This window comes from Mycetocola sp. BIGb0189 (assembly GCF_024810155.1).
Classification (GTDB): domain Bacteria; phylum Actinomycetota; class Actinomycetes; order Actinomycetales; family Microbacteriaceae; genus Mycetocola; species Mycetocola lacteus.
The window spans coordinates 42,555-68,747 of record NZ_JANUED010000011.1; the positions used below are offsets into that span (position 1 = coordinate 42,555).

39 protein-coding genes are annotated in these 26,193 nt (G+C 64.8%); 27 read left to right on the forward strand and 12 right to left on the reverse strand.

The window, feature by feature from the left end; genetic code table 11:
- Nucleotides 1-5: 5 nt before the first annotated feature.
- Genes M2390_RS15415 through M2390_RS15435 form a run of 5 tightly spaced genes read left to right on the forward strand, consistent with a single transcriptional unit; the run spans nucleotide 6 to nucleotide 4,607 of the window.
- A complete protein-coding gene (locus M2390_RS15415; protein WP_259180050.1) occupies nucleotides 6-947 on the forward strand; it encodes an ABC transporter ATP-binding protein in 942 nt (313 codons plus the stop codon).
- Nucleotides 944-1,759 carry an ABC transporter permease subunit gene (locus tag M2390_RS15420; protein WP_259180052.1) on the forward strand — a complete coding sequence of 272 codons (816 nt, stop codon included), beginning with the start codon at nucleotides 944-946 and terminating at the stop codon, nucleotides 1,757-1,759. The genes M2390_RS15415 and M2390_RS15420 overlap by 4 nt, the downstream gene beginning before the upstream one ends.
- A gap of 39 nt (nucleotides 1,760-1,798) precedes the next feature.
- Nucleotides 1,799-2,776, forward strand: a complete 978-nt coding sequence (locus M2390_RS15425) for a neutral zinc metallopeptidase (protein ID WP_259180100.1) — start codon at nucleotides 1,799-1,801, stop codon at nucleotides 2,774-2,776.
- Between the two features lie 47 nt (nucleotides 2,777-2,823).
- Complete coding sequence (locus M2390_RS15430; protein WP_259180053.1) at nucleotides 2,824-3,858, forward strand: alpha/beta hydrolase; 1,035 nt, start codon at nucleotides 2,824-2,826, stop codon at nucleotides 3,856-3,858.
- A gap of 8 nt (nucleotides 3,859-3,866) precedes the next feature.
- The gene (locus M2390_RS15435; RefSeq protein ID WP_259180054.1) at nucleotides 3,867-4,607 is read left to right on the forward strand and encodes a DUF998 domain-containing protein; all 741 of its coding nucleotides are present in this window, start codon (nucleotides 3,867-3,869) and stop codon (nucleotides 4,605-4,607) included.
- Here M2390_RS15435 and M2390_RS15440 read toward each other — a convergent pair.
- The 6 genes from M2390_RS15440 to M2390_RS15465 all read right to left on the reverse strand — a co-directional run bounded on the left by M2390_RS15440 (nucleotide 4,604) and on the right by M2390_RS15465 (nucleotide 9,480).
- A complete protein-coding gene (locus M2390_RS15440) occupies nucleotides 4,604-4,915 on the reverse strand; it encodes a hypothetical protein (RefSeq protein ID WP_121687571.1) in 312 nt (103 codons plus the stop codon). The genes M2390_RS15435 and M2390_RS15440 overlap by 4 nt on opposite strands.
- Before the next feature lie 450 nt (nucleotides 4,916-5,365).
- Entirely contained in the window at nucleotides 5,366-5,641 is a 276-nt protein-coding gene (locus M2390_RS15445) for a hypothetical protein (protein WP_259180055.1), read from the reverse strand.
- A gap of 77 nt (nucleotides 5,642-5,718) precedes the next feature.
- A complete protein-coding gene (locus M2390_RS15450) occupies nucleotides 5,719-6,582 on the reverse strand; it encodes a hypothetical protein (protein WP_259180056.1) in 864 nt (287 codons plus the stop codon).
- Nucleotides 6,583-6,591: 9 nt separating this feature from the next.
- Entirely contained in the window at nucleotides 6,592-7,473 is an 882-nt protein-coding gene (locus M2390_RS15455) for a DMT family transporter (protein WP_259180057.1), read from the reverse strand.
- Entirely contained in the window at nucleotides 7,470-8,063 is a 594-nt protein-coding gene (locus M2390_RS15460) for a TetR/AcrR family transcriptional regulator (RefSeq protein WP_259180058.1), read from the reverse strand. The genes M2390_RS15455 and M2390_RS15460 overlap by 4 nt, the downstream gene beginning before the upstream one ends.
- A gap of 28 nt (nucleotides 8,064-8,091) precedes the next feature.
- Nucleotides 8,092-9,480, reverse strand: a complete 1,389-nt coding sequence (locus tag M2390_RS15465) for a DHA2 family efflux MFS transporter permease subunit (RefSeq protein ID WP_259180059.1) — start codon at nucleotides 9,478-9,480, stop codon at nucleotides 8,092-8,094.
- Between the two features lie 106 nt (nucleotides 9,481-9,586).
- Here M2390_RS15465 and M2390_RS15470 point away from each other — a divergent pair, with 106 nt between their 5' ends.
- Entirely contained in the window at nucleotides 9,587-10,126 is a 540-nt protein-coding gene (locus M2390_RS15470; protein WP_259180060.1) for a GNAT family N-acetyltransferase, read from the forward strand.
- On the opposite strand, the gene M2390_RS15475 is transcribed toward M2390_RS15470, so the two are convergent.
- Nucleotides 10,123-11,073 (reverse strand): pseudouridine synthase, encoded by a 951-nt coding sequence (locus tag M2390_RS15475; RefSeq protein ID WP_259180061.1) that lies wholly within the window; start codon nucleotides 11,071-11,073, stop codon nucleotides 10,123-10,125. The genes M2390_RS15470 and M2390_RS15475 overlap by 4 nt on opposite strands.
- A gap of 115 nt (nucleotides 11,074-11,188) precedes the next feature.
- On the opposite strand from M2390_RS15475, the gene M2390_RS15480 reads away from it, so the two are divergent.
- Complete coding sequence (locus M2390_RS15480; protein WP_259180062.1) at nucleotides 11,189-11,620, forward strand: GNAT family N-acetyltransferase; 432 nt, start codon at nucleotides 11,189-11,191, stop codon at nucleotides 11,618-11,620.
- 41 nt (nucleotides 11,621-11,661) lie between these two features.
- On the opposite strand, the gene M2390_RS15485 is transcribed toward M2390_RS15480, so the two are convergent.
- Together M2390_RS15485 and M2390_RS15490 are read right to left on the reverse strand one after the other, a co-directional pair.
- Nucleotides 11,662-11,937, reverse strand: a complete 276-nt coding sequence (locus M2390_RS15485) for a hypothetical protein (RefSeq protein ID WP_259180064.1) — start codon at nucleotides 11,935-11,937, stop codon at nucleotides 11,662-11,664.
- Between the two features lie 60 nt (nucleotides 11,938-11,997).
- Nucleotides 11,998-12,618 (reverse strand): hypothetical protein, encoded by a 621-nt coding sequence (locus M2390_RS15490; RefSeq protein ID WP_259180066.1) that lies wholly within the window; start codon nucleotides 12,616-12,618, stop codon nucleotides 11,998-12,000.
- Between the two features lie 584 nt (nucleotides 12,619-13,202).
- On the opposite strand from M2390_RS15490, the gene M2390_RS15495 reads away from it, so the two are divergent.
- Nucleotides 13,203-14,342, forward strand: coding sequence for a site-specific integrase (locus M2390_RS15495; RefSeq protein WP_259180067.1), 1,140 nt, complete (start codon nucleotides 13,203-13,205; stop codon nucleotides 14,340-14,342).
- On the opposite strand, the gene M2390_RS16215 is transcribed toward M2390_RS15495, so the two are convergent.
- Both M2390_RS16215 and M2390_RS15500 read right to left on the reverse strand, forming a co-directional pair.
- Nucleotides 14,245-14,523 carry an ImmA/IrrE family metallo-endopeptidase gene (locus tag M2390_RS16215; protein WP_396823234.1) on the reverse strand — a complete coding sequence of 93 codons (279 nt, stop codon included), beginning with the start codon at nucleotides 14,521-14,523 and terminating at the stop codon, nucleotides 14,245-14,247. The two genes, M2390_RS15495 and M2390_RS16215, sit on opposite strands and share 98 nt — an antisense overlap.
- A 101-nt stretch (nucleotides 14,524-14,624) precedes the next feature.
- The gene (locus M2390_RS15500; protein WP_259180069.1) at nucleotides 14,625-15,005 is read right to left on the reverse strand and encodes a helix-turn-helix domain-containing protein; all 381 of its coding nucleotides are present in this window, start codon (nucleotides 15,003-15,005) and stop codon (nucleotides 14,625-14,627) included.
- 94 nt (nucleotides 15,006-15,099) lie between these two features.
- On the opposite strand from M2390_RS15500, the gene M2390_RS15505 reads away from it, so the two are divergent.
- From M2390_RS15505 to M2390_RS15560, 12 genes are all read left to right on the forward strand, one after another.
- Nucleotides 15,100-15,312: a hypothetical protein gene (locus M2390_RS15505; protein ID WP_259180070.1), complete on the forward strand. Its 213-nt coding sequence runs from the start codon at nucleotides 15,100-15,102 to the stop codon at nucleotides 15,310-15,312.
- Complete coding sequence (locus M2390_RS15510) at nucleotides 15,309-15,521, forward strand: hypothetical protein (protein WP_259180071.1); 213 nt, start codon at nucleotides 15,309-15,311, stop codon at nucleotides 15,519-15,521. Before M2390_RS15505 ends, M2390_RS15510 begins: the two co-directional genes overlap by 4 nt.
- A gap of 370 nt (nucleotides 15,522-15,891) precedes the next feature.
- Nucleotides 15,892-16,326, forward strand: a complete 435-nt coding sequence (locus tag M2390_RS15515; protein ID WP_259180072.1) for a hypothetical protein — start codon at nucleotides 15,892-15,894, stop codon at nucleotides 16,324-16,326.
- Nucleotides 16,327-16,382: 56 nt separating this feature from the next.
- A complete protein-coding gene (locus M2390_RS15520; protein WP_259180073.1) occupies nucleotides 16,383-17,141 on the forward strand; it encodes a phage antirepressor in 759 nt (252 codons plus the stop codon).
- Nucleotides 17,138-17,617 carry a hypothetical protein gene (locus M2390_RS15525; protein ID WP_259180075.1) on the forward strand — a complete coding sequence of 160 codons (480 nt, stop codon included), beginning with the start codon at nucleotides 17,138-17,140 and terminating at the stop codon, nucleotides 17,615-17,617. Before M2390_RS15520 ends, M2390_RS15525 begins: the two co-directional genes overlap by 4 nt.
- Complete coding sequence (locus tag M2390_RS15530) at nucleotides 17,614-17,784, forward strand: hypothetical protein (RefSeq protein ID WP_259180077.1); 171 nt, start codon at nucleotides 17,614-17,616, stop codon at nucleotides 17,782-17,784. Before M2390_RS15525 ends, M2390_RS15530 begins: the two co-directional genes overlap by 4 nt.
- A complete protein-coding gene (locus M2390_RS15535; RefSeq protein WP_259180079.1) occupies nucleotides 17,781-17,951 on the forward strand; it encodes a hypothetical protein in 171 nt (56 codons plus the stop codon). The genes M2390_RS15530 and M2390_RS15535 overlap by 4 nt, the downstream gene beginning before the upstream one ends.
- Nucleotides 17,944-19,161, forward strand: a complete 1,218-nt coding sequence (locus tag M2390_RS15540; protein WP_259180081.1) for an AAA family ATPase — start codon at nucleotides 17,944-17,946, stop codon at nucleotides 19,159-19,161. Before M2390_RS15535 ends, M2390_RS15540 begins: the two co-directional genes overlap by 8 nt.
- Complete coding sequence (locus M2390_RS15545; protein ID WP_259180083.1) at nucleotides 19,158-19,580, forward strand: hypothetical protein; 423 nt, start codon at nucleotides 19,158-19,160, stop codon at nucleotides 19,578-19,580. Before M2390_RS15540 ends, M2390_RS15545 begins: the two co-directional genes overlap by 4 nt.
- Nucleotides 19,577-19,960, forward strand: coding sequence for a hypothetical protein (locus M2390_RS15550; protein ID WP_030149543.1), 384 nt, complete (start codon nucleotides 19,577-19,579; stop codon nucleotides 19,958-19,960). Before M2390_RS15545 ends, M2390_RS15550 begins: the two co-directional genes overlap by 4 nt.
- A complete protein-coding gene (locus tag M2390_RS15555) occupies nucleotides 19,957-20,757 on the forward strand; it encodes a PD-(D/E)XK nuclease-like domain-containing protein (protein WP_259180085.1) in 801 nt (266 codons plus the stop codon). Before M2390_RS15550 ends, M2390_RS15555 begins: the two co-directional genes overlap by 4 nt.
- Nucleotides 20,754-21,524 carry a hypothetical protein gene (locus M2390_RS15560; protein ID WP_259180086.1) on the forward strand — a complete coding sequence of 257 codons (771 nt, stop codon included), beginning with the start codon at nucleotides 20,754-20,756 and terminating at the stop codon, nucleotides 21,522-21,524. The genes M2390_RS15555 and M2390_RS15560 overlap by 4 nt, the downstream gene beginning before the upstream one ends.
- On the opposite strand, the gene M2390_RS15565 is transcribed toward M2390_RS15560, so the two are convergent.
- Nucleotides 21,521-21,940, reverse strand: coding sequence for a hypothetical protein (locus M2390_RS15565; protein ID WP_259180088.1), 420 nt, complete (start codon nucleotides 21,938-21,940; stop codon nucleotides 21,521-21,523). The genes M2390_RS15560 and M2390_RS15565 overlap by 4 nt on opposite strands.
- A gap of 90 nt (nucleotides 21,941-22,030) precedes the next feature.
- Here M2390_RS15565 and M2390_RS15570 point away from each other — a divergent pair, with 90 nt between their 5' ends.
- The 7 genes from M2390_RS15570 (at nucleotide 22,031) to M2390_RS15600 (ending at nucleotide 26,020) form a co-directional block, all read left to right on the forward strand.
- Complete coding sequence (locus M2390_RS15570) at nucleotides 22,031-22,435, forward strand: HNH endonuclease (protein ID WP_259180090.1); 405 nt, start codon at nucleotides 22,031-22,033, stop codon at nucleotides 22,433-22,435.
- On the forward strand, nucleotides 22,419-22,955 hold the full coding sequence (locus M2390_RS15575; RefSeq protein WP_259180092.1) for a phage N-6-adenine-methyltransferase: 537 nt from the start codon (nucleotides 22,419-22,421) through the stop codon (nucleotides 22,953-22,955). The genes M2390_RS15570 and M2390_RS15575 overlap by 17 nt, the downstream gene beginning before the upstream one ends.
- A 791-nt stretch (nucleotides 22,956-23,746) precedes the next feature.
- A complete protein-coding gene (locus tag M2390_RS15580) occupies nucleotides 23,747-24,019 on the forward strand; it encodes a hypothetical protein (protein WP_259180093.1) in 273 nt (90 codons plus the stop codon).
- A 280-nt stretch (nucleotides 24,020-24,299) separates the two neighbouring features.
- Entirely contained in the window at nucleotides 24,300-24,827 is a 528-nt protein-coding gene (locus tag M2390_RS15585; protein ID WP_259180094.1) for a single-stranded DNA-binding protein, read from the forward strand.
- Nucleotides 24,828-25,050: 223 nt separating this feature from the next.
- Nucleotides 25,051-25,413, forward strand: coding sequence for a hypothetical protein (locus M2390_RS15590; RefSeq protein WP_259179294.1), 363 nt, complete (start codon nucleotides 25,051-25,053; stop codon nucleotides 25,411-25,413).
- Nucleotides 25,410-25,754, forward strand: a complete 345-nt coding sequence (locus tag M2390_RS15595; protein WP_259180096.1) for a hypothetical protein — start codon at nucleotides 25,410-25,412, stop codon at nucleotides 25,752-25,754. The genes M2390_RS15590 and M2390_RS15595 overlap by 4 nt, the downstream gene beginning before the upstream one ends.
- A complete protein-coding gene (locus tag M2390_RS15600) occupies nucleotides 25,751-26,020 on the forward strand; it encodes a hypothetical protein (RefSeq protein ID WP_259180098.1) in 270 nt (89 codons plus the stop codon). Before M2390_RS15595 ends, M2390_RS15600 begins: the two co-directional genes overlap by 4 nt.
- The last annotated feature ends 173 nt before the right edge of the window (nucleotides 26,021-26,193 follow it).

Consider the following 26,193-nt stretch of genomic DNA (forward strand, 5'->3'; position numbering starts at 1 on the left):
AGAACATGATCAACGCAAGCAATCTCACCAAACAGTACGGGGCCAAGACCGCCGTCAACGGGGTGACCTTTTCGGTAAAGCCGGGAATGGTGACCGGCTTCCTCGGTCCCAACGGCGCCGGTAAGTCCACCACGATGCGCATGATCGTGGGCCTCGACAAGCCCACCGCGGGCACCGTCACCGTCAACGGCAAGCGCTACCGCGATCTGTCCGCTCCGCTGCAGGAGGTGGGTGTGCTGCTGGATGCCAAGGCCGTGCACACCGGCCGCAGCGCCTTTAACCACCTGCGTGCCCTGGCCGCGACCCACGGAATTCCGGTCCGCCGCGTGCACGAGGTCATCGAACTCACCGGTCTCGGTGCCGTCGCCCACAAGCGGGTGGGTGGGTTCTCCCTCGGCATGGGCCAGCGCCTCGGCATTGCCGCCGCCCTGCTGGGCGACCCGCAGACCCTGATCCTGGACGAGCCGGTAAACGGCCTCGACCCCGAGGGTGTGCGCTGGGTGCGCCAGCTGACCCGCTCGCTCGCCGCTCAGGGCCGCACGGTTCTGCTCTCCAGCCACCTGATGAGCGAGATGGCGCAGACCGCCGATCACATCATCGTGCTGGGTAAGGGCCGCCTGATCGCCGATGCTCCGGTGCAGGACTTCATCTCCGGTTCCTCCCGGGAAACCGTCCGGGTCTCCAGCCCGCGCGCAAACGAGCTGGCACAGGCCCTGTTGAACGCCGCGGGTCCCGGTTCCAGTGCGCGAATCGACCCGGTTGGGGTCAACCAGCTGCAGATTTCGGGATATACCGCCGCCGGGGTGGGCGATGCCGCCGCCGAGCTGGGTATCCCGCTGCACGAGCTGACCCCCATCCGTGCCTCGCTCGAAGAGGCCTATATGGAACTCACCGAAAACGATGTGGAATACCGCACCGGCGGTACCCTCGAGGAGACGAAACGATGACCGCAACCGCTACCATTCAGGCTCCGCCCCGCGCGAGCTACCGGCTGAGCTTCGGCGGACTGCTGAACTCCGAGTGGATCAAGCTGCGTACCCTGCGTTCGACCCTGTGGTCGTTCGCGATCATGATTCTGCTCAGTGGTGGCCTCGGCCTGCTCATGGCCTCCTCCGTCGATACCGCCGGCACCGGCGATTTTGCGATGACCCCGATTGGCGTCGTGCAGGCGGCTACCTCCGGAAGCGTCATGATCGGGCAGCTGATCGCCGCGGTGCTCGGTGCACTGATCATCACCGGTGAGTACTCCACCGGCATGATTCGCACCACGCTGACCGCGGCCCCCAAGCGTCTGGGCGCGTTCATCGCTAAGGCCGTGGTGCTGTTTATCAGCACCGGTGTCGTCGCACTGGTTGCCGCGGCCGCCTCCTACCTGGCCGTCGCACTGATCCTGATGGGCCGCGGCCAGAGCGCTCCGCTCTTTGATGGTGACGTCCTGCCGCATGTTCTTGGTGGTGCACTCTACGTGGCTAGCGTGGCACTGTTTGCGCTTGGCCTGGGCACCCTGATTCGCAGTGGTGCGGGAGCGATTGCCGGTGCCCTGGGAACGATCCTGGTGCTGCCGGTGGTGCTCTCGCTGGTGCCGGTGGAGTGGATCAACAACCTGCGTCCGTTCCTGCTGGATGCGGCCGGGTCTCGTCTGGCCAGCGGCATGATGGGAGACGACTGGACCTTCGCGACCAGCGCGCTGCTGATGGCCGGTTGGACCCTGGTGTCGCTGATTCTGGGTGCATTCGCCCTGCTCAAGCGTGACGCCTAACCGATAGGCTCCACACGCCACACCACCCCGGGACGAGTAATCGTCCCGGGGTGGTGTGCGTCCGGCGAGGATGAACCGGGGTGCCCGGGTGCGCTATCGTGGCGTGCAAGGACAAGGAGCTCTCGCGTGACATTCAACCCCAACTCGGATATCGGCGGCACCAACGTCAAGCGCGCCGGTCGTGGCCGCACCACGGGCCTGGCCCTGGGCGGTGGTGGTTTGGGGGTGATCGCGATCTTTCTGATCGCGCAGTTCACCGGCGTGGACCTGTCGGGATTCCTGGGTGGCACCGAGGTGCAGCAGCCCGGCGCGATCGTGGGTCAGAGCCTCGAGGAGTGCAAGACCGGGCAGGATGCTAATAACAGCGTCGACTGCCGGATGGCCGGGGCCGCGGCCTCGCTGGATCCGTATTGGACCGGGGCATTCACCACGCTGGGCGCCCGGGCGAGCTATCACACCCCCGAATTTACGCTGTTCTCCGGATCAACCTCGACCGGATGCGGCGCGGCCACCAGCGCGACCGGGCCCTTCTACTGCCCCGGGGACGAGACCATCTACATCGATACCGCGTTCTTCGATCAGCTGAGTTCACAGTTCGGGGCGCACGGCGGCCCGCTGGCCGAGCTGTACATCGTGGCGCACGAGTGGGGTCACCACATCCAGAACCTTGAGGGAACCTTCGACACCGTGGATCGGACCCAGACCGGCCCGACCTCGGGCACCGTGCGGATCGAGCTGCAGGCCGACTGCTACGCCGGATCCTGGGTGGGCTCGGCCGCCAACGTCCGCGACCGCGGCGGCAATCGCCTGATCGAACCCCCGACCGACGCGCAGATTCGCGACGCCCTCGATGCGGCCGCCGCGGTGGGAGACGACCGGATTCAGGAGCTGGGTGGCGGATCGGTTCACCCCGAGGCGTGGACGCACGGGTCGAGCGATCAGCGGCAGCGCTGGTTCCTTGAGGGCTACCGCGGCGGGGCCACCGCCTGCAACACGTTTGATACCAAGCGTCTCTAATCCGACCCTTCGGCGGAATTTAACATTCCGCCTAATATGCTGGGGGAATGACCGAACTGTCCTGGGGACGCCGCCATCCGTTTCTCCGCGTGATTGCCATCATCCTGGCGATTATTGTGGGGTTGGCCACGCTCACCTGGACGGCCTTTAGGGTGAGTCCCTGGCCCTCGGCACTCGTGGTGCGTTCGATGTTTGACCGGGGCGGCGAGGAGATGAATGCGGCCCTGAACGGGCGGGCGGATGCGCTGCCCGTGCAGGTGACCTCGGATGTGAACTACGGGGATGAGCGCGACACCCTGCTCGATGTTTACCGGCCCAAAAACGCCGGCTCTACGCCGCTGCCCACCATCGTCTGGGTGCACGGGGGCGGCTGGATCTCCGGCGACAAGAGCCAGATTGCCAACTACCTCAAGATCCTCGCTGCTGAGGGTTTCACCGTGGTGGGGGTCAACTACTCGATCGCGCCCGGGGCCACCTATCCGACCCCGGTGGTACAGACGATGTCGGCGCTGGGATTCCTGCTGCATGATGCGCGGGAGCTTGGCATTGATCCCACCAATATCGTGTTGGCGGGGGACTCGGCCGGTTCGCAGATCGCCGCTCAGGTCGCGACCATCATCACCAATCCCGAGTACGCACGAGAGGTCGCGATCGACGCGTCGATCCCCGCCTCCGCACTGCGCGGCACGGTGCTGGCCTGCGGTGCCTATGATCTCTCGCTGGCCAACGTCGAGGGCCCGTTCGGCGACTTCCTGAAAACCGTTCTGTGGTCCTACACGGGTACCCGCGACTACGCCTCGGATCCGCGCACCCGCACGGCCTCGGTCCTCAACTACGCGGATAAGAACTTCCCGCCGAGCTTTTTCACCGCGGGCAACGCGGATTCCCTGGCCCCGCAGTCCGAGGCGATGGCCGACCGGTTGACGGGTCTGGGGGTCGAGGTGGAGACACTGTTCTATCCGAAGGATCATGAGCCCGCGCTTCAGCACGAGTATCAGTTTGATCTGAGTAACGCCGACGGCGAGGAAGCCCTTGCGCGGATCGTGGCGTTTGTCCACGCCCAGACCGGTCCGCGTTCGTGAGCGGTGCGATGACGCGCGGCCTGAGTGCCGTGCCGGTTCGGGCGGTGTCCGCGCGGCTGGGTGTCACCCTGGGCCGGGTCGGTGCGCTGCTTGCGGTCCTGGCGCTGCTGGCAATCTGGGTGATTCGGATTCGCTATGCGGCCCCCGCCTATGTGAGCGAGCTGGGGGCGGACGGTGCCCCCGACGCCGGGTGGTTTGCGCTGGCGCTGGGCACGGTCGCGGCCGCGGGCATGCTGCTGGGGGTCGCGGAACTGCTGCGCACCCCGATGGTGGGTGAGGCGCACGGGGCCGTGCGTGCCGCACTGGTGGATGAGGCGCGCGGGGGTCTGCCTGGCGTGCCGGTGGGCGGGGGCCGCGGGGCCGTACGTGCCGCGCTGCTGGGCGGAGTCTGCCTGATCCTGGCGGGCATCGGTTTCCTGGTTTCCACCGTGTATCCGTGCACGGCACGCTGCCCGGTTCCCGGCGACCCGCTGCACACGATGCGCGATACCATCCACATCACCGCGGCGATTGCCGGTTTTGCCCTGGTCGCGATCGCGATGCTCGCGCAGGCCGTCGCCGGGGCGGATCGCCGCAGTCGGCTGATCGCCTGGGGTGCCGCTATCGGCGTCGCGGTTATCGCCGGCGTGGGTGGCCTGCTGGCGCTCGCTCACGTGGCAACCGCACTGGGTGCCTGGTGTGAGCTGGTGGCGACTTCGATTGCGATCCTCTGGTGCGCAAGCCGGGGGATGTCGCGTGGGCGGAGTTAGCGCACGAGCTGCTGGGTGATGATCAGGGACCCGTACCAGAAGACCTGCAGGACGCAGAGGTAGAGCCCGATCAGGCCGAGGACTCGCGCGACTCGGTGCCGAGCGATGGCCAGGATGCTCATGACCAGGCTGATCACCAGGCAGCCGAGCAGGATGAAGTTCACCGGCGGCAGGATGAAGAGCACCGGAACCCAGAAGGTGCCCTCCAGGCCGTCGGAGTAGAACATCGCCAGCGTGAAGACGGGCAGCACCATTCCGGTGAGGATCGAGATGATGCCAAAGAAGATCCCGAGTCTCGACTGTTTCACGTGGTGCCTTTCCGGTACTCCGGGTGGATCCCGGGAGCATGATTGTGATGCAGCCTCCAGACTAGTACGCCCGCTGTTCGGTAATCGCTGTGAAAAGGGAGATCAATCCCTGAGAGGGATGCGGATCACCCTCGGGAGTGAGGTCGGCTCGAGGGTGAGGCTTTTCACCGCGTAACCGCTTGGGGTGGCGGCCGGTAACCGCACCGTGTGGTGACATCGGATCGCCGCGCCCGGCGGCCCAGGAGTTACACACATGTAATTACACACAGGTTGTGGATAACTCTGTGAGTAATGTGGGGGAAACTCACAACCCGAGGTGGAAAACGCCGTGGTTAACGGGGAGAAGCTGTGGAGAACCCTGGGGAAAGTCCCTCGCCCGGGTGACGCGCCCGGGCGCGCATACCCGGCAGTGGCGGGGAAAACCCACGACGTCGGGTAGTGCGTCGTCGCCTAGGCCGGGTTGATCAGTGCGAGCACACTCATCGACACCACCAGGGCATTCACCACAACCAGGATGATCGGCCCGGCGGTTGGGCCCTGCTTGGCAATACGACGCAGGCCGATGAACATTCCCAGGGCCCCCAGGACGAGGGCGGCGGGCAGGGCGAGGGGCGCGAGCAGGATGACATAGACGATCACCAGGACCGGCAGCAGGACCCACAGCAGGGTGCCCCACCAGGTGGGACGCGGTGGTTCGACGGTGGGCTGGTCGTTCGGGGTGCTCATGCGGGTCCTCTTTTTGCCGGAGTGTTCCCCTGAGCCTAGCGCGAAGCCCGGGAGGCCTCGCGGTGATGAGGAAGGGCTTAGACCGTGTGCTGGGTAAATTCCTCGCGTGTGGTTCCCGGTCCAAACGACCAGAAAATACGCCTGGTGTCCCCGGGCTTCAGCGGATCAAGGAGCACGGTCACCGGCGAGCCGATCGTCGGGATCAGCGCGCGTTCCAGGCGCACGGTGGGTTGAATCCAGCGCTGAGTTCCCGCCGCGTCGGTGAACTGAATGGTGAGACGCCCGAGGACCCGGGCCGCGTCGGGGGAGGGGGTCGGGGCCGAAGTGATCACACCCGAGGTGCGGCGTCCACCGGTGAGTAGGTCACCGAGAATATCGTCCCGGCGTCGGCGGTGGGCTCGGGAGACCACCCCGATGATCAGGCTGGTTGCACACAGCGCGGTGATGATTCCGGGCCACCACCAGCGTCCGGCAAACATGATCCACGCCCACACTCCCCAGGTTTCGTCCCGGCCGAAGGTCGGATCCACTGCCATGCCGATCTGGTCGGGCTGCACAAAACGCGAGGCCGCATACCAGGCGGCGAGGCTCCAGCCGATCAGCGCGATGGTCAGCGTGCCCAGCACCGGGGTGAACGGGGTGCCGGTAAACCGAGTGCCCCACATCCGGTGCAGGGCAAAGGCGAGAAAGGACCCGATGAATCCGATCGGGAAGAACCAAAAATAGTTCTCGCCGAGGGGCCCGTCCGGGGTATCCGAGAAGATGCTGTTCAGCGCGGATGCCCGGACCATGTTGAACAACCCGCTGAAGGCATAGGCGAGCGTGGCACCGGCCGCCAGCACGAGGATTCCCCACAGGACGGTGAGGAGTGCGGCGCGAGTGCTGCCACGATACCCTTCGAGACGCGTGTGGGCGGCGTGCAGCGGATCGGTGGTGCTCATGCCGGTAGCCTATCGACGTGGAACGAACTCGGCCAGCAGGCTGAGGCCGATGATCGCCAGACCGAGCCATCCCGCCGGGCCGATGTGTTCCCCGACGATCAGGACCGCGAGGACCGTGGCAATCGCCGGTTCGGAGAGCGTCAGCATCGTGGCCGTGCTCGCGGGGATTCGGGCCAGGCCAAACCCGAAGAGCACATACCCCAGAAACATCGGGATCAGGGCCATATAGGCGGTGACCGCGAGCGGGGCTGGGCCCGTGAGGATCGGGGCGCCGGTGGCCAGCAGCACCGGAATCAACAGCAGTGCCCCGCCGCCAAACACCGCGCCCATCGAGGCCGAGCGCCCGATACCATCCCGCATCATTCGGCGCACGGCATACGAGTAGGCCGCGTAGGTGGCCCCGGCAATCAGGCCGAGGATCACCCCGAGGGGAATGTTGGGCCCCGCGGGCGGGGCAGCGGGACCCTGCGGCAGACACAGCAGGATGCTGCCGATGATCCCCAGGGCCGCGGCCACATACCAGCGCGCACGCAGTCGGGTGTGATCCAGGGCCGCCTCCATCACCGCCGCGAGCAGCGGGGCCGAGGCCAGCGAGATGACCGTTCCCAGGGCCACACCGCCCAGGCGCATCGACCCGTAGAACGCCAGCGGATAGATGGCGACCGAGACGGCACCGAGGATAAGCATGCCGCGCTGGGCGGTCAGGGCGCGGCGCGAGCGGCGCAGGCTGGGCAGTGCGATGAGTGCCTGCAGGAGACCGCCGATCCCCATCGCCGCGGATCCGATCGCCAGCGCGCCCACCTCGGGAACCAGGCTGGCCGCGGTGCCGGTGGTGCCCCAGAGCAGCGCGGCCGCGAGTACCGCAAGGATCCCTGCGGTGTGCCGAGTCACGTGCGGGTCAGGAGCTGTGCGGCGAGGGTGCGCGCGGTGTGCAGCCGGGTGGAGGTGCCATCCAGGCCCGCCCGGGCCATCGATCCCTCCAGGAGGAATGACAGGTGGGTCGCCAACGTCTCCGCCTGTTCGGCCGTGGTGAGTTGGACGAGTTCACGATGAAGGATGCGTTCGACCTCCTCCTTATGCAGGCGCACGGCCTCCCGGCCCGCATCACCGGCTGGAAGCTCGGCCGCCGCATTGAGGAGGCCGCAGCCGCGGAATGCGTGTTCGTAGGCGTCTTCAGCATGGTCAACATAGGCGTCAAAGACCGCGAGAATACGCTCCTGCGGGGTGTGGGTTCCGAGAAGTCGAATGTTGTAAAGGTTAAGCCACTCTTGGTGCCGTCGCGCGATATAGGCTTCGACGAGGGCGGATTTGGACGCGAAGTTGTTGTACAGGCTCATCTTTGCGACCCCGGCGGAGGCGGTGATCGCGTCGATTCCGGTGGCGGCGATTCCGTCCACATAAAAGTGGTGGGCGGCGGCGTCGAGGAGACGTTCGCGTGCGGCCCCGCGGCGCGCACCGGTATTTCGGCCCTGTGATTCCATCTGTCCAGTGTTGCTTAAATATACCTAACTACCTAATTAAGTCGCTCGGTGTGCGGCGACGAACCTTGAGGGCGCTGAGAATGACCGAGGCGAGGGCGGCAAACACGGCGATCCACAGCACTCCCGCGGCGGCATCCGCCTGCTTCGCCAGCGAGGCGGCCTCGGCCCCAAACAGGGCGAAGGCCATGCTGACCGCGCCGGAACCGGCCGACTGCCCAATGGTTCGGTTGGTGTTGAGCACCGCCGAGGCCGAGGAGGAGAGCTCAAGCGGTGCGGATGAGAGCATGTCGCGATTATTGGGACTCTGGAAGGTACCAAAGCCGAGCCCGCAGATTGCGGTGGCGATGAGGATCGGCAGGATCGAGGGGTGGGGTCCGGCAATCGCGAGCATCAGCAGGCCGACGGTGTAGATCCCGAGGCCCACCAGGGCAAGCACGGCGGGCCGGATCCGGTCGGCCAGGCGCCCGGAGATCGGGGCGACCAGGATGATGACCGCGGGCCACGGCGTGAACAGCAGGGCCGACTGCAGCGGTGTCGCACCGAACTCGCTCTGGAAGAGGAAGGGGAGCGCCACAAAGGCGATGCCCTGGGCAAAGAAGGAGGTCCAGGCGGTGAGCACCGCGATTGAGAAGACCCCGTTCCAGATCCGCGGCGGGATGATTGGGCGGGTGGCAACCCGCTCATGCCGAATAAACCACAGGGCGAAGGCGGCACCGATGGCCAGCAGGATTCCCGGCACCCAGATCGTGCTGAGGTCCACCAGCTGATTCACACCCAGCAGGAACGCGGCGATGGCCAGCGCGATCAGCACGGATCCGCGGGAATCAAAGTTCCCGCGCTGCGCCCGAGTCTTCGGCAGGAAGAGCGCGCCGAGCACAATCGAGATGATGCCGATGGGCACGTTGATCAGGAACAGCCAGGGCCAGTCGAGACCGGCGAGGATCAGGCCGCCGAGGGTGGGGCCGGCGGCGGTGCCGATCGCGACCACCATCGCATTGATGCCCATCACGCTGCCGATGCGCTGCGGAGGGTAGAGGTAGCGGAACATCGGGATGACCGCGGCGATAATCATCGCCGATCCGATGCCCTGAACCACCCGGAAGGCAATCAGCCATCCCAGCGTGGGGGAGAGCGCGCATGCCAGCGAGGCGAGGGTGAACAGCGGCGCACCGGCGAGGAACAGCGTGCGCTGGCCGATCTGGTCGCCGAGGGCACTGGTCATCGGCACCATGCAGGCCACGGCCAGGAGGAACGCGGTGGTCACCCACACGGTCTCCGAGGGGCCCGCATGCAGTGAGCGCGAGAGGGCGGGGAGGGCGACGTTGACGATCGAGGCGTCGATGGTTGCGGTGAGCTGGCAGAGCAGGAGCGCGATCATCGCCAGGAGGCGGCGCAGCGGGGTGATTTCGTGAGGCATAGTCGATTCGCGCGAGATATTTAGGATTGCTAACGATTGGCGGGTGCGAGGGCACCGATGCACATCCTACGCCCGGGTTGCTTGGGGAATCGTGTACGGTGAAGCGGTGATCGCTCCCCTCCCGTTGCCCGCCGGAATCCTGCTGCGCGATCTGCGCGCGGGGGATGAGGAGGCGCTCGCCGCCGCCTATGTCCGCAATCGTGCGTACCTGGAACCCTGGGATCCGGCTCGCAGCGAAGACTTCTACGCCGCCGCCCTGCACCGCGCGGACATTCGCCGTCAGCTTGCCACCCGCGAGGCGGGAACCACCTATCCGGTGGTCCTGACCCGGGGGAGTGAGATTGTGGGTCGTTCGGCGCTGACCGGGATCACCCGTGGAGTGTTTCAGAATGCGGCGCTCGGATACTGGGTGGACGAGCGCCTCACCGGCCGCGGTGTCGCGACCGCGCTGGTTGCGCACATGCTCACACTGGCGCGCGAGAATCTGGGTCTGCACCGCGTTGAGGCGGGCACGCTGGTGCACAATGTCGCCTCGCAGCGGGTCCTTGAGCGCAACGGCTTTACCCGAATCGGGCTGGCACCGGGCTACCTCCGTATCGCCGGCGAGTGGCAGGACCACGTCCTGTTCCAGCGCATCCTGGATTAGCGCGCGTCGGTCTCGGCCGTGAGGGGGAATGGCCGGGTGCTTTCGAAGCGACGTTCGGTTCCGTCGATCGGATCGCTGAAGCTCAGCGTGTGGGCGAGGAGCTGGAGCGGGGTGCTGAAATCATCCACGGCAACATCCTGGGCGACCGGATAGAGGGGGTCGCCGGCGATCGGGATTCCCAGGCTCCACAGGTGCATGCGCAACTGGTGTGTCTTGCCGGTGCGGGGACTCAGCTTGTAGATGCCGCGACGGGCACCGTCGGGTCCGGGGGCGATCTCGGCTTTCAGCTCGACCAGCGACTCGGAGTTGGGTTCGGCCCCGGGCACAATCTCGGCGTTCATGATGCCGCGCTCTTTGATGAGGTGGTTGCGCACCACGGTGGGCAGCACCAGATCCTCACGGATCCCGGCGAGTGCCCGGTACACCTTCTGCACCTCACCGCGCATGAACATGGTTTGGTAGGGCGCGCGCCAGCGCTGCTCGGTGGCGAGCATCAAAACCCCCGAGGTGACGCGATCGAGGCGGTGCATGGGGGAGAGCTCGGGAAGCCCCAGCTCCTCACGCATCCGCACCACGACGCTCTCGCGGACGTGGCGGCCGCGCGGGATCGAGGAGAGGAACGGCGGCTTGTCGATCACCACGATCCGCTCGTCTCGGTGGATCACCCGGATCCTGCCCGGCACCGGGGTCTCGACCGGAAGGTCGCGGTGGAACCAGATAAACGTGTTGGACCGGTAGCCGTCTTCCCCGCGCACGGCCTCGCCGTTGGCATAGACAAAGCGTCCGGTATCGAGGAACGTGTCCACCTCGACGTTCTCGGGCAGCCGATAGTGCAGCCACTCGCGCATGGTGGCCCAGGCCGGAGGCACCGAGCGGTCCCCGTCATTGGTGCGCAGCCATGCGGCATCAAGGCCCAGACGCTGGGGAAGGGGGGAACGCGGAGGCACTAGAAGAGCATAGCGCGGGGCGGCCGGTCCGTTTCATATCGGGGGCATCCGCGAGAAGCGATCGGCAGGAAACCTCTTTACCCTTTGCTAAACGGGCGATACTTAGACTGGCCGCATGAGCAACTTTGTCTTCTCCTCGGACCCCGCCCGCATCGATCGTGACCGCGTGTACGCGTGGCTGCGGGATGAATCATATTGGGCGCAGGACCGATCGCGTGAGGCGCAGGAAACCGCGATGGACGCGTCTCGAAACTATGGGATCTACGAGGAGGAGACCGATCGCCAGGTTGCATATGCGCGGGTGTTGACCGACGGGGCGACGTTTGGCTGGGTCTGCGACGTCTTTGTGGATTCCACCCTGCGCGGTGCCGGGCTGGGCAAGATGCTCATGGCCGGAGTCATCCGTGACCTTGAACCACTGGGGCTGCGCCGGGTGATTCTCACCACGGTCACCGCCCAGGGGCTTTACGAACAGTTTGGCTTCACTCACTTCGCCGACCCCACTCGCGTCATGGTGCGCTGTGCGGGGGACATGGCCGGTCTCTGACCGGGGTTCTGTGTCGTTGACGCCGAAGGCGGCGATGGGGGCTAGCCCTTCCAGCGCAGGGCGCTGGTGACGAGCCAGCCGACGAAACTGAGGGCGGCGAAGGCGAGCCAGCCGGCTGCCGCGGTGAGGCTTCCCACGCGCTCGAGGCCGCCGCCGCTGCCCTGCACCGCCAGGGTGACACCGACGATTCCGGCGAGCAGCCAGGCCATCAGGAGCACCACCAAATAGGGGTTTGTCCTGGATGCTTTGGGAGCGCTTCCGTACTTCGCTTCGATTTCGTCGCGGGAGAGTCGGGGAGTGGTCGGCTCGTCTGTCATGCCCACAGTGTATGGGTGAGGCTCGCGTCACAACACGAGGGCTGCTGCCGTGTTGTGCCCCTAGTTCGGAGGGGGCGTTCCGGGATCGCGGGTGAGGAGTCGGTCCAGTGAGCGAAGGACGGCGGGGCGATTATGGCGGCGCAGCATCCAGCCGGGAAGCCTGTTTCCCAGCTCGTTATCGGTGGGTTTATGGGCGCCGGTGAGGACCGCTCGGAGATAGTCGGCATGCTCACGGTTGGCGATCCAGAGTTGGTGTCCCGCGCAGGGATCGCTGAGGAAGTAGGGCAGTCCGTAGAGCGGATCGACACCGTCTATCTGGTGGATGAGTGGTCGCTGCTCGGTGATCGTGTAGGTGCCGCCGCAGGCGCAGTGCTCGGCCGGTAATGCCCGCCCGGTGCGGATGGTGCGCTGCTCGCCCGTGACCGAGCGTCCGCACCGAGGGCACTCCAGGATGACCTGGGCGAGATAGTGATCACCCACGGGGGCCGATACGTCACCCTCCCACTGGGTGCAGCACTGACACCAGTGGCCGGCGCGTGCACCGGAGGCGGACCAGGTGCAGTGGATGCAGCGCGCTATCGAGTCCCGAATCAGTGCCGCGTTGCCGCAGCGTGGGCACACCACCCACGCCTCGGTGCGGGGAACGCCGCGGAGGCGGGTGATGGCGGGTGGCTGGATCATGGGCGTGTTAACAGGAGGCGTTGTGGGTTGTGGGGCAACAAAAGCCCCACGATCGGAGAGATGCGGGGCAACAAAAAACCCCCACGATCGGCGAGATGTGGGGGTTTTGGTGGCTCCGACCGGCATCGATCCGGTGACCTTTCGATTTTCAGTCGAACGGATTGCTCATATACGAGCTTGCACGGCCCCGTAGTGACTGATATTGTTCAAATATGAACCGCACGGGCTCGCCAGAGGCCGTGGTTCGGCTCCGCAAAGGAGCCAAATAAGAAGGGCCCCAGTGCTGTAACACTGAGGCCCAAGCCCAACACCTGAGCAACCAGGAGAGGACATCATGAACAATACCCCGTTCGCCGTAAGAAGACCGAACTGCGCACCCCTAATCACGGACGCCGCGCAGAGCGCAAGCATTTACGGAAAGGCATGGGCTGTCACTATGGCAAGGAGAAGACGTGGCACGACGCAATGGGGCCGGGACGGTATATAGGACCGCAGACGGACACTGGGAAGGCGCGCTCGAACTTCCGAACACAGACGGCAAGCGCCGGCGTCGGAAAGTTCGAGCCGCCACCCGAGACGAGGCTATGGCCAAGCTGCGCGCACTCCGCCGCCGCGTCGAAGACTCCGGTGGGAACATCCCCACGGCAACCATGAAGCTCGCCGCCTGGCTCGAGCACTGGATGTCGGTAATCGCCGTCGAGCACGTACGCCCGAAAACGCTCGCCGGGTACCGGTCGGTAATCAAGAACCATGTGATCCCCGCGATTGGGCACAAGCGCTTAGACAAGATCACGCCAGAGGACATTCGCGGCATGCATGACCGCATTCTCAGCACCCCAAAGAAAGCGGATAAGCCGGACGGCGAGAAGCTCTCATCCACCTACGCGCTCAACGCACACCGAGTGCTATCGGTAGCGCTAGAGGAAGCACTGACCGAGGGGCACATCAGTCGCAACCCAGCCAAGATGATGCGTGCACCGCGCAAGGCTGTCGTAGAGCTGGAAGTCCTCGACCGCGATGAGGCCAAACAGATTTTCAACTTCGTGAAGAACGACTCGGAGATGGGTGCCCGATGGATCGCCGCGCTGCTCACTGCCGCTCGGCGCGGTGAGTTGATCGGGCTCGAGCGTGATCGGGTTACCGATAGCCTTGATTTGTCGTGGCAGCTGCAGCGGCTCAAGCTCACCGATACGGGTAAGCCTGTGGTTCCACGCGACTTTGAGTACCGCCACCTTATCGACGGCCTCTACCTGACTCGGCCCAAGTCGCTGGCCGGGTGGCGAGTGATCCCCCTGGTGGAGCCGCTGCACTCGATCCTGCACGCCCACATGGACTTCGCCGAACCAAACCCCTGGGGGCTGGTTTTCACGCGTCGAGGTCGGCCCATAGACCCAGACCAGGATTCCAAGGCGTGGCGTGAGGTGCTGGCGAAATCCCAGATAGCGAAAGACGTGCGCCTGCATGACTTGCGCCACACCGCGATTGATCTTCTGTACCTCGCGCAGGTTCCCGAGGACTTGATCGTTGAGATTGTTGGGCATGCGAACCGTGTGCAGACCCGAGCGTACAAATCCCGCGGCAACGACGCCCGGCTGCGCGGCGCGATGGAGAGCGTGTCGGCTTTGTTCAGCGACTCGCCTGCAGGTCTAGGTATGCGTCCAGAAGTCGTTGCGTCACACCGAGCTCGCTTGCAAGCACCGCGTGGTTTGGAGCCCACCGGCTAGCTGCTCGCAGTTCTGCAGGTGAAATAAGACGGTCGGCCGCATAGCGGTCGGCCGCTTTTTCGTGTTTGGGGCTGTCGTCAAAATGCCCTAGTTCAGCATGCCCGATCTCGTGGGCCAGTGCTGATCTTTCGATGACGGCGCGGAGGCCGGAGCGCACGACGATGAGGTTGTGATCCGGCATCCAGAAGGCATTGGCTGTGCGAATCGGGCGGTGGATTATGTCCAGCCCGAGTTCGGCAGCGTGCTTGTGTGGGTTGTACCGGGTCACTTGCCCTCCTTGGCTTAGTCGTAGTGTTCGTCGTGGTCTGCTTCGTTGTCTCGATAGGCGGCCTTGCGGCCTGCGTAGTTGTCAATCTCGGCTGCCGTGTCTGGCCGGGCCGGGAAAGATACGACATTGCTATCGGCTGCCTGTGACATTACGGCGGCGGCGCGCGACGATGCGCGGGCAAAAAGGATCTCAGCAGTGGTGCCGAATGCGCCGGCGAGAGTCACGAGGTGGGTTACGTCGATGTCGGTGTCGCCTCGGAAGATGCGGCGCAGCGTGGACAGGCTGAGCCCGGTGGCTTCTACGAGTTCTTCCAGGGTGAGGTTGGCCGCTGCGCGCTCTCCTCGGAGCTCGGCGGCGGTGGCCTGGTTTATTACTGAGTCCTTGGAGTTGTCCATAGTTGACGATCTTAGCGCGGTTTTTAGCAAAAAAGGTTCAAATATGGACCGTGCGGGCTTGCGCTGTTCATATTTGAACTGCTACTGTTCAAATATGAACAGAAGAAATGTTGCAGAGCAGGTCGGCGCGAACGTTGCCGCAGCCTGCGCATCTGTTGAAGACCTCGCGGAAGCCGCCGACATGAGCGCTCCCGACCTGAACGACCGCCTCACTGGCGTGGTTCCGTTCAGCGTCACGGAGCTTACTCGTGTCGGCGGCTTTTTGCGTACCCCCGCTGAAACCTTCCTGAGAGGAGTCGTAGCATGACCGCCGACGAAACCCCGATTGTCTTCGACCGCATGGCCTACCCCGTCAAGGAGTTCGCCAGAGTGTGCGGTCTGGGGGAGACCACGATCCGCGAGCATATCGCCGCGGGCAATCTGATCGTCTCCTACCCGAACACCAAGGCGATCATCACCACGGTGGAGGGCCAGCGCTGGCTGGATTCCCTCCCCACTGAGCGCGGCGCGGCATAGCCCGCCCGCTCCTGGCCGCCTCTGTGTGCGGCCTAGCCTGACCGGCTGAACCGGTCCAATTCAAAGCCACCCCTATTGAGGGGGTATTTGTCGCGCCCAAAAGCCGGCATTCGGCGCACCCCGGGACCAACCCACTATCGGGTGCATCACCGACAACTCAACAGTGACCAGCAGGTACCCCGTCGTGGTGGACGGGAGAGGAGCTGACGCCACGGAAGGCCGGGTAGATCCCCGGTGGCTTCCGACGCCGGTATGACCCGTGAGGCGATGCCGAGAGCGGCCCCGTAGAGATGTGGGGCCGCGCCCCAACTATTCACGCCGCCCCGAGGCGGCACGGCGCAAACGCGCACACATAACAGAGGAGAAACACATGGCAACCGCATCAATGCTGTCGATGAACATTGACCCGTCCATGATCGAAGCCGTCATCAAGGCCAACGTCGAAACCGCGATGCTCTCCGCGCTGGGGAATGACGAGGAAAAGTCGCAGATTCTTGACGCGATCGTGCGCAATGCGATGAACGACAAGGTAGACGCCAGCGGAAACCGGAGCCGATATGACTCCGAAAACAAGTACACGTTCATCGAGGTGCAGGTCAGGGACATGGTTCAGCGCCTCACCAAGGAAGCGGTGACCGAGTTTGTGGAGAAGAACACCCCGGCACTCAAGCGCGAGATCAAGAAGGCGATCGAATCCGGTTCCTCGGGTATCGCCGAGAAGCTGGTGAGTTCGTTCTCCGCCGCGGCCACCGCGGACTGGCGATACAAGTTCCACGTCACCGCAAACGTCTCTTCCGACGATTAGCCCACCAAATGAAGAACGCCCCGGTGCAACGGGGCGTCCAAGCAGAAAGGAATCGCATGCAGATTCTTCCATTCGATTATGGCACCTTCCAGGTGCGAGTAGTAGAGCATGACGGTGAGCCGTGGTTTGTGCTCGCCGACCTGTGCGCGGTCCTCGGGCTCACGACCCCGGCGCGAGTAGCTGATCGTCTCGATCAAGCTGGTGTGAGTCAGGCTCACATCAGCTCGGGCGGGCAGCAGCGACTCGTCACGATCGTGTCCGAGCCGGGCATGTACGAGGTCGTGATCCGGTCAGACAAGGCCGAGGCGGTCGCTTTCCGACGGTGGATCACCGCGGAGGTGCTGCCGACGATCCGCAAGACCGGCAGCTACGGTGCCACGGCCGCGCTCCCGGCGACGTATGCGGATGCGCTGCGGGAGCTCGCGGCGACCGTGGAGCAGACCGCGGCGCTCGAGGCGAAGATCCAGATCGATTCTCCGAAGGTTTCGTATGTGGATCAGTTCGTCGCAGACGAGGATCTGCTGTTGCTGCGGACCGTGGCCAAGACCATCGGGGTTCCGGAGGGTGAGCTGCGTGAGGCGTTGATCGCGCGCGGCTGGATCTACGAGGAGACTTCGACGCGCTGGTCGGAGAAGCAGCAGGACCTCGTGAAGATGGTGCGCTATTCGGCGTACTCGCAGAAGCGGGCCTACTTCCGGCCGGTGCTGAGACATGACGCGCCCCGGTTCAAGGGTGAGGTGATGCACACGCTCAAGGTCACCCCGCAGGGTGCCGAGGCGATCGCACGTAATTTCAAGAAGGAGGACGCGGCATGAGCGCCGAGGATCTGTTGACGACTGAGGAAATGGCCGATGTCATGGGTTGGGCGCGCGCGACCGTGTATTCGCGGACGCGGGCGGGCCGGGCGTTGCCGCCGCGGGTGGATGATTCCCGGGTGCCGCGGTATCGCCGTGGTGATGTGGATGCGTTCAAGGTGGCGCTTGCTGATGAGGCTGCGGCGGCGACGGCTGCCCGGTTGGCGAAGCCGCGTAAGCGTCCGGTACCGGCCCCGCGCGCCCCGCGGGTGGCTCGTCCGCCTCGGCCCACGCCGCCGCCGAAGCCGTTGACGCTCGAGGAACAGATCGCGCGGCAGCGGCGTCGGGGCGGGACCAGCCCGGCCCCGCGGGTCGGGTACGCAATCCCGCCCGGTCCGGGTGAGGTGGTGGCGGTGCGTGGCCTGATCGCGCGCCGTGCGACCGGCCCGGGTGAGGCTTCCCTGCTGGCCGCCATGATCCTGGGGGACGCGGCATGACCGAGGAGCGCCCTGCGCCGAAGCCGTCCGGTGCCGTCCCGCATCCGGCGGAGGATTTGGTGCCGCACGAAATGTCGGTGTGGTGGACCATGGGTGCCGCGATCACGGGGGGTGTGAGCCTGGCCGTGATGGTGGGTGGCCTGTTGTGGGTGGTGTGGCACGGATGAACCGGCATCAGTTTTTCGTCGCCGCGTTGGCGGCATTCATCGTCTCGGGTGTTGTCGAGACGTTCATTCATGGCGCGCCGGCAGGGGTCACCCTGTTGTGCGCGTTCCTAGTTTTCGGCGGCATCGTCGCCATTTTTATCGAAGAAGGACACGCAAATAATGAGTAGCATTCAGAACCTCAAGGTAGAGAACTTCAAGGGCGTCCGGCACGCGGAAATCAGCGTGGCCGGGCGGCACCTGGTGGTCATCGGCGGGAAGAACGGCGCGGGCAAGTCGAGCTTCCTCGACGCGTTCGGAGAGATCCTGGACCCCAAGGGCACCAAGCTGATCGCCCGCCCCATCCATGATGGGCAGGAGGTCGCCGAGGTCACCCTGACCACGGATTCCCGGGTCATCACCCGGCGGTGGACGAAGAACGACGCGGGCACGCTCACGGTCGCCGCGCTGGACGGTGCGAAGTATGGCAGCCCGTCGCAGGCGGTCAAGGAGCTCGTGGGGGCGGTGCCGTTTGACCCGCTGGAATTCACCCGCCGCACGGACTCGGAGCAGCGGCGTGCACTGCTTGAGCGGGTGGAACTGCCGTTTGATCTGGTGCAGCTGGACGCCGAGCGTGCGACCGCGTTTGAGCGTCGTGCGGATTTGAAGCGGGAGCTTGCCCGTGAGCAGGCGTTGGTGAAGTCGCTTCCGGATGGGATCGAGGGTGAGGCGGTGTCCGCGTCGGATCTGGTCGCGCAGCTGGCCGAGGCCGAGCGGGCCGTGCGCGAGCACACTGAGGCCGTGGATCAGATCGCCCGTGCCGAGGCCAGGCAGCAGCAGATCGCCGAGCAGCTCGCGGTGCTCAAGGCTGAGTACACCGAGATTGAGGCGACCAAGCAGAGCCTCACGGTCGAGGTGGAGGGCTGGGTCGAGCCGGATCACGCTGGCATCCGGGCCCGCCTCGACGGTATCGATGAGCACAATGAGGGCGTGCGCGCCGCCGCGGCGAAGGCCGCCGCACTGGCCGCCATTGCCGACCGTGAAAAGCAGGTCGCTGCAGCGCAGGCCGAGCTTGACCGTATCGACAAGGTCAAGGCTGACGGACTCGCCGCGGCTGACTTCCCCGCGGGCCTGTCCGTGGACGAAACCGGCATCACCGTGGAGGGGGTGCCGTTCAAGCAGATCAACTCGGCGAAGCGGATCCGTGTCGCGCTGGATCTGGTGACGCAGGCCCACCCGGATCTGCGCATCGTGATGATCAAGGACGGCAGCCTGCTGGACTCGGAGTCGCTGACCGAGATTGAGGCGCTGGCGATCGCCCGCGACTATCTCGTGCTGGTCGAGGTCGTGGACGAGCACGGCGAGGGTGAATTCGTTCTCACCGAGGGGGTGCTGGCATGACCACTCTTGATCTGCTCGAACGAGCACACGCGCGACTGACTGAGCTGCGGGACCAGGCAACGCAGGGCCCGTGGATCAAGTTTGATGCGTCCGAAGACGAATCTGGCTGGTGGTGGGTGTGGGCCGAAGAACGCCTTCCTAACTACGGGGGTATCCTCGACGGCGATTCTGGAATCGGCCCCGGGGACAGAACGCCCGGAGGGCTGATCGGAGCATCCGAGATTAGCGACGGAGGACGGTTCGAACGGAAAGATCGGGATGAACGTAACGTTGACATGATCATCACCTTGCACCGCACCATCGATGCGCAGCTCGAAATCCTAACAGAGGGCATTGAAGATCTCCGGGGGTGGGCCCCCGCGGGTGCCCATTACGCCCCGACGATTCTGGCTCGCGCGATCCTCGGGGAGGAATCATGACCCGGAACCGTGCCAGTGCGAAGAAAGCCGGGACCTCGTTTGAGCGGGCGCAGGCCGATTGGCTGGCCGCCCGCCTGGACGACGACCGTATCGACCGCCGGGTGAAGTCCGGCGCGAAGGACCGCGGTGACATCGCCGGGGTCCGCACCATCCGCGGTGGCCGTGTCGTCATCGAGTGCAAGAACACCGCCACGTTGGCGTTGCCTGCGTGGCTGCGGGAAGCCGAGGCTGAGCGCGGCAACGACGACGCCATTATCGGTGTCGTCATGCACAAGAAACGTGGCACCGCGGATCCCGCAGAACAGTACGTGACCATGACCGCCGAGACGTTCGCACGTCTCCTCGAAGGCGGCGGAGATTTTGAAAGAGGCATCGCATGACTCTCATCCCTGAAATGCCGGAAGCCGAGTACCACGCGCACTCGGCGCTGTCGTCCACCGGTGCCCGGCAGCTGTTGAGCTCGCCGGCGAAGTACCATTACGGGCTCACTCATCCGCGGAAGGACACCGCGGCGTTTGATGCGGGCACGATCATTCACACGAAGGTGCTCGGCACCGGCGCGGGAATCAAGGTTCTCGAGTTCGACAACTATCGCACGAAGGCCGCGCAGATCGAACGCGACGAGGCTCGCGAGGTTGGCCTGGTGCCGATGCTCGCGCACGAGATCGCGCCGCTCGAGGCGATCGCCGAGTCCGTTCTCGCGCATCCGCTGGCCCGGGTGCTGTTCGAGAAGGAAGGCACCCCGGAAATGTCACTGTTCGGTACCGACCCGGCCACCGGCGCGGACGTCCGATGCCGGTTCGACTACTACGCCGACATCGCGGTGGACCTGAAAACCACCGCGACTGACGCGTCACCGTCGGGGTTCATGAAGACCGCCGCATCGTACGGATACGACGTGCAGGAAGCCCACTACCGGGACACCCGCGGGTTCGTCACCGGTGACCGAGGCGAGTTCGTGTTTGTCGTGGTCGAGAAGGAAGCCCCGTATCTCGTGTGCGTGCACCAGCTCGACCAGGATTTCCGCGAGATCGGCGAGGCGAAAGCCAGAAAGGCTCGCGAGATCTACGCACGTTGCCTCGAAACCGGGGTGTGGCCCGGCTACCCCGAAGAAGTCCACCTCATCCAGCCGCCCGTGTGGGCCGTGTACGAGTACCAGGAGAAGTACGAGAAATGACCGAGATCGTTCTACCCAACACCGCGTCATCGCAGGCCACCGCGATTGAGCAGTCCCGAGCGGTTGCCGAGGTCGCCGCGGCGGTCCGGGTCGCGCAGGAGTTCCAGCGCGACGAGCAGCAGGTGGAGGTAGATCTTCCCAAGATCACCGGTCGCCTCGCGATCGCCAACCGCGCCTTCTATGAGGTGCCCAACCGAGGCGCGGGCATGTCCGTGCACATCGCCCGCGAGCTTGCCCGCCTGTGGGGAAACATCGACTACGGAGTGCGGGAGCTTTCCCGCGACGACGTCGTAGGTGAGTCTGAGATGCAGGCGTGGGCGTGGGATCAGGAGAAGAACGTGCGATCCACGCGGTCGTTCATCCAGCCCCATGCCAAGTCGCTGCGCAACGGTGGGCGCAAGGCCCTCACCGATCTCAACGACATCTACCTGAACAACCAGAACACCGCCGCGCGGGCCGTGCGCGAGTGCATCTTCACGGTTCTGCCGGGGTGGCTGACCGCCACCGCGGAGGCCCAGCTGAAGGACACGCTCAAGCGCGGCGACGGTAAGCCCATCGAGCAGCGCCGCACGGATGCCACCACGATGTTTGACGAGCTGGGCGTGACGCTACGGCAGCTTGAGACGCGCCTGGGGGCCGCTCAGACGGCATGGCAGCCGAAGGACTTGGCGACGCTTGCCCGCATCTATTCGACGGTCACACAGGACGGAATCAGCATCGGCGAGTTCTTCCCCGAGCAAGCCGTCGAGGTCACACAAGCGTCTTAGAAGTACTCGGTAGTGTCTGCATCCACGGTTGCTGGGGTGTCGGTGGGGTTGCCGTTTGATGTCGACCACGCCGAGATGCGTACGCGGCGAGAGACTGGCAGATCAATTCCCTCACGAGAAAAGGTGAAAGTGACGTGGCTTGCGTTGAAAGTGATTTCCCCACGGACGTCCTTGAAATCACGTATGACGGCATCATTCTCATCGAGAAGATCAACCCAAGTCGATCGGGTCGAGTCAAACCTTGCTCTCAGAGTTCTTTTCGGCTTTTCCCCGTGCTTGTCGATGAATTCGATGAAAAAGACAGAATCTGTTGAGTTCGACAATGGCCCAGTCGTGGACAGAACGATCGTTACTGTCCCCTCATCTGAATTGAACCAGACATCTGTCACTGGGGGCGTCCCGTAAATAGCAGTCATACCCCAAACCATATCGGGCGCATAGCTCACCATTTCAGCCGTCACCCTATATCTGGGGGTGCGGCTTTTCTTATGCCCAAGGAGGGCCGAATGATTGGACAGAGAGCGCCCGCGTTGACGCCGGCGCAGGAGCGCGAGGCGTACCGGATCGCGACCGAACGTGACCCGGCCTGTGTGCGCTGTGGCGGGCACGGGGTGACGCGGGATCACCGGCAGAACCGGCAGCGCGGCAACACCCGACCCAGCAACCTGCAGGGCCTGTGCGGTTCTGGGACCACCGGATGTCACGGGTGGAAAACCGGCAACCCGGAAGCTGCCCGCAACACCGGGTTCGCGGTTCCCCGATTCGCGGACCCGGCGGAATGGCCGGGCCTGCGCCTGCAGGACGGGCACCCGATCTGGGTGCTTTACGACGATGCCGGCGGCTGGGTGGAGATCACCCCGGCCGAGGCGAAACAACGAATCGAAGGAGTTGAAGATGGGCACTGTGAATAGCGGATTGTTCACCTCATCGACTGATGAATGGCCGACGCCGGCCGACCTGTTCGAAACGCTCGATCGCGAGTTCCAATTCACCCTGGACCCGTGCGCGAACGCTGACAATGCGAAGTGCGAGCGGTACTTCACCGTGGACGATGACGGCCTTTCCCAGCGGTGGGATGGTGCCGTGTTCATGAACCCGCCGTACGGCCGCCAAATGCGGCACTGGATCGAGAAGGCATACCGGTCAGCGCGGGACGGTGCGACGGTGGTCGCTCTGATCCCAGCGCGCACGGACACCACGTACTGGCACCAGTTTGTGATGCGCGCGGCCGAGGTTCGATTCATCGAGAAGCGTCTGCATTTCTCATCCCAGAGGCACGACGATCGGGTAGCTGAGGGGAAGGCTAGCGCGCACAATGCTCCATTCCCCTCGGTCGTGGTGGTGTTCCGGCCTGGGGAGCATTTCCCGGTCATGAGTGCGATCGACCGCCAGGGCCGCAGAGCGGACGCGCTCCGAGGGGGGCAGGGGTGATGGACGCGTATTGCCGCTGTGACGGCTACTGGGATCCGGTATCGCAGGCGATCGTGCGTGTGGATTGCTCGCGCTGCACGCTTCCCGGGCATGTAGAGACAGAGAAGGAGGAGGAGGTTGGCCTGGTTCAAGGTTGACGACGGGCTGCACGCGTCTCGTAAGTTGCTTAGCATCCCGCGCACCGTTCGACTATCAGCGCTTGGCCTCTGGACCATCGCGGGTTCATGGAGCGCTCATGAGGAGCTGGACGGTTTCGTGCCTGACTTCATGGTTAAAGAGTGGGGAGGCACTCCTCGTCTCGTGAAGGCTCTTGTTGATGCTGGTCTTTGGGAGGTCGTGGAGGGTGGTAATCGGTTCGGTAAATGGGCTGAATATCAGCCAACTCGTGCGGATCTTGACGCGGCTCGGGAGTCTGAACGGTTGAGGAAAGCGGAGTACCGGAGGCGAAAAAAGGGCGAAAGTGTCCCACCGGATGTCCCACCGGGACAGACGGAGGGACACCAGCGGGTGTCCGGACACCCCGACCCGACCCGACCCGACCCGACCCGACCCGACCCCTTTCCTAAAGGAAAGGAGGGGGGCACCCCCACCCCGTTTTGCTCAAATCATCCATTCGGTACCGACGATCCGTGTCGGGCTTGCGGTGACGCACGCAAGGCGTGGAAGGCAGCCGGGGAACCAGCCGCCCCGCCACCACCGAGTAAACCCAACCGCGGCCCGGCCACATGCGAGCAGCATTACGGCTACCCGCTGCCGTGCGACCGGTGCACCGAAGAACGAGAGGAGGCCGCATGAGAGTGCTCGTGGAAGTCAAGACCGGTGGCACGGTTTTCATCCAGCAAGTCGTGCCACTGAAAAACGGCGCCCATGCTTTGCATGAGCGCTCCCGGTGGATGCCCGCGGGCCGGATCCGGCAAACCCGCACCGGGTGGGCTTGGTCCATCGGGGAAGAACGCGGCACCGCGAAAACCCAGGATGGCGCGATCGGCGAAATGCTCGCCACCATCGACGCCGTACAGGTCACCCTGACCGACACGATCCCTGATCTGCTGGCGGGGCTGTGATGGACCGCCTGCTGAGCTCGGATCGAGACTTCGCCCGGTTCCTCGCCACCCGCGACCCCGTCAAGGTCGCAGCCGAGCGGCCGCTACCGGCAGCCCTCGACCCAAACCGGAGACTAACCCCGGCCGAAGCGGTGGCTCTATGGCCCTCGCCTTCGGATGCAAGGCGGATAGAAGCGCAGATAGCCGCGTACACCGCACGCAAATCCCAGACCGTCCCGAAATCCTCGGGCGGTCTTTTTCATACCCAAAACGCCCCGACCGGGGCAGACAGGAGCCTGTAATGGCTGGCGAAACTATTTTGCACATCATCGGCAACTTGACCAGCGACTTGGAGTTGGCTTACACCTCGTCGGGTCTTGCGGTGGCCAACTTCACCATCGCATCCACGCCCCGGGTGCGCGACCGGCAGACGAACCAGATGAAGGACGGGGAGCCGCTGTTTATGCGCTGCTCGATGTGGCGTGAGCAGGCCGAGCAGGCTGCCGCGTCGCTCACCAAGGGTGCACGCGTCATCGCGGTTGGCCGGCTGACGCAGCGCAGCTATGAGACGAAGGAGGGCGAGAAACGCACCGCCGTAGAGCTGCAGGTGGACGATATTGGTCCGTCGCTGCGGTGGGCGACCGCTCAGGTATCCCGGGTGAGCGCTCAGGGCGGCCAAGGGCGGCCGAACGGGGCTCCTGCGGGTAATGGGGTCCCCCAGGGCGGGGACGGGGCGCAGGCGGACGCGTGGGGTGCTGCCGCACCGTCGTTCAACGGTGCCGACGCATGGAACCAGCCCGGCACCTTCGGGGATGACACCCCGTTCTGATGACCCCCGACGAAACCCCCAGGTGTGGGCACTGCAGTAACAACCCATACGGCCCCAGCACGGCGCACTGCACAAGATGCGGACGCAACACGCCCCCGACGCCGGGTGAAGTCCTGGCGCTATTCATCGCCCGATACGACATCTGGGCCTATTAGCGACGGTGTCCCTGCTGCCTGGTTGGCGCGGTGGGCCGTCATGAAACAAGAAACCGAAAGAGGAAACCATGAGCAAGACCATCTACGACATGACCGAGTCTGACCTGAGCGGGCAGCTGATCGGGAAGAGCATCACCGCCATCGCGGGCAAAACCATGACGCTGAACGACGGCACCGTGCTCGAGTTCGAAAACGCCGCTGACTGCTGCGCATGGTTCGATGCAACACTCGAATCCATCGACCTCAACGACAATGCGATCACCGCTGTCACCCGGGTCGGTGCCAAGGCCGCCGAAGATTACGACGAAGCGTGGTCGCTGCACATTCTCAGTGCTCACAAGCTGATCGCCAAGGTCAACATCGAGGGCAATGCGAGCAGCGGCTACTACTGCCATTCGATCCTGCTGAACGTCAAGCCGGCCGTAGCATGACCGCGCTTGATGTGGCGTCGGTGACGCTGACGCCGGTCTGGTTCACCCCGGCTACCCCGTTGATCATTCGCGGTCGTGTGCCGGGTGCTGTGGTGGCGTCTCGGGTTCAGGTGGACCGGGTGAAGGTCACGGCGCGGTGGGAGCCGCCGACGAAACACCGTGCAGGCGGCTGGGTCACGGACGTGTGGTTCGGCCGGGCGACGGGTGATCCGGCGCGACCGTACGACACCATCCACCACGACAGCCGCGACGCCAGCACGGCGGCCAGACTCGCCGAGCTGATTACTGAGCATACCCCGGCCGGGCGTCCGGTCATCACCCTGGAAGGAGACAACGCGTGAGCGCCGCCATTGAGTGCTTGCAATGCGGTGAGCGACAGGAGGCGATTCGGGCCAGTCAGGGCACGCAAAACCCGATCTTCTGCGCCGGAGTCGACTATTTCGGTGAAACCGATTGGGAGGCCGACCGCCACCGTTTCCGCGACCGATCCGACCGGGAACTGGTCAGGATGGGCGTCCTTCCCGAGTACACCCATCTGTACCGCCGCATCAAAAGCCGCTACGAAATCGCCGATGACCACATGGTCGAGAAGGAGGCATCAGCATGACCGAGAAGATCGACCACAAGGAGTTTGCCCTGGGGTTCCTGAATGCCGGAAGCGGGGACGCCGCCGCGGCACAGGTCCACGCGACTCTGTACCTGGCTGAGCAGCAGGCGGCCGCGGTGGAACAGGCCCGCATCGCGAACCTGATCGCGCTCGACCAGCACGAGGTACGGGGC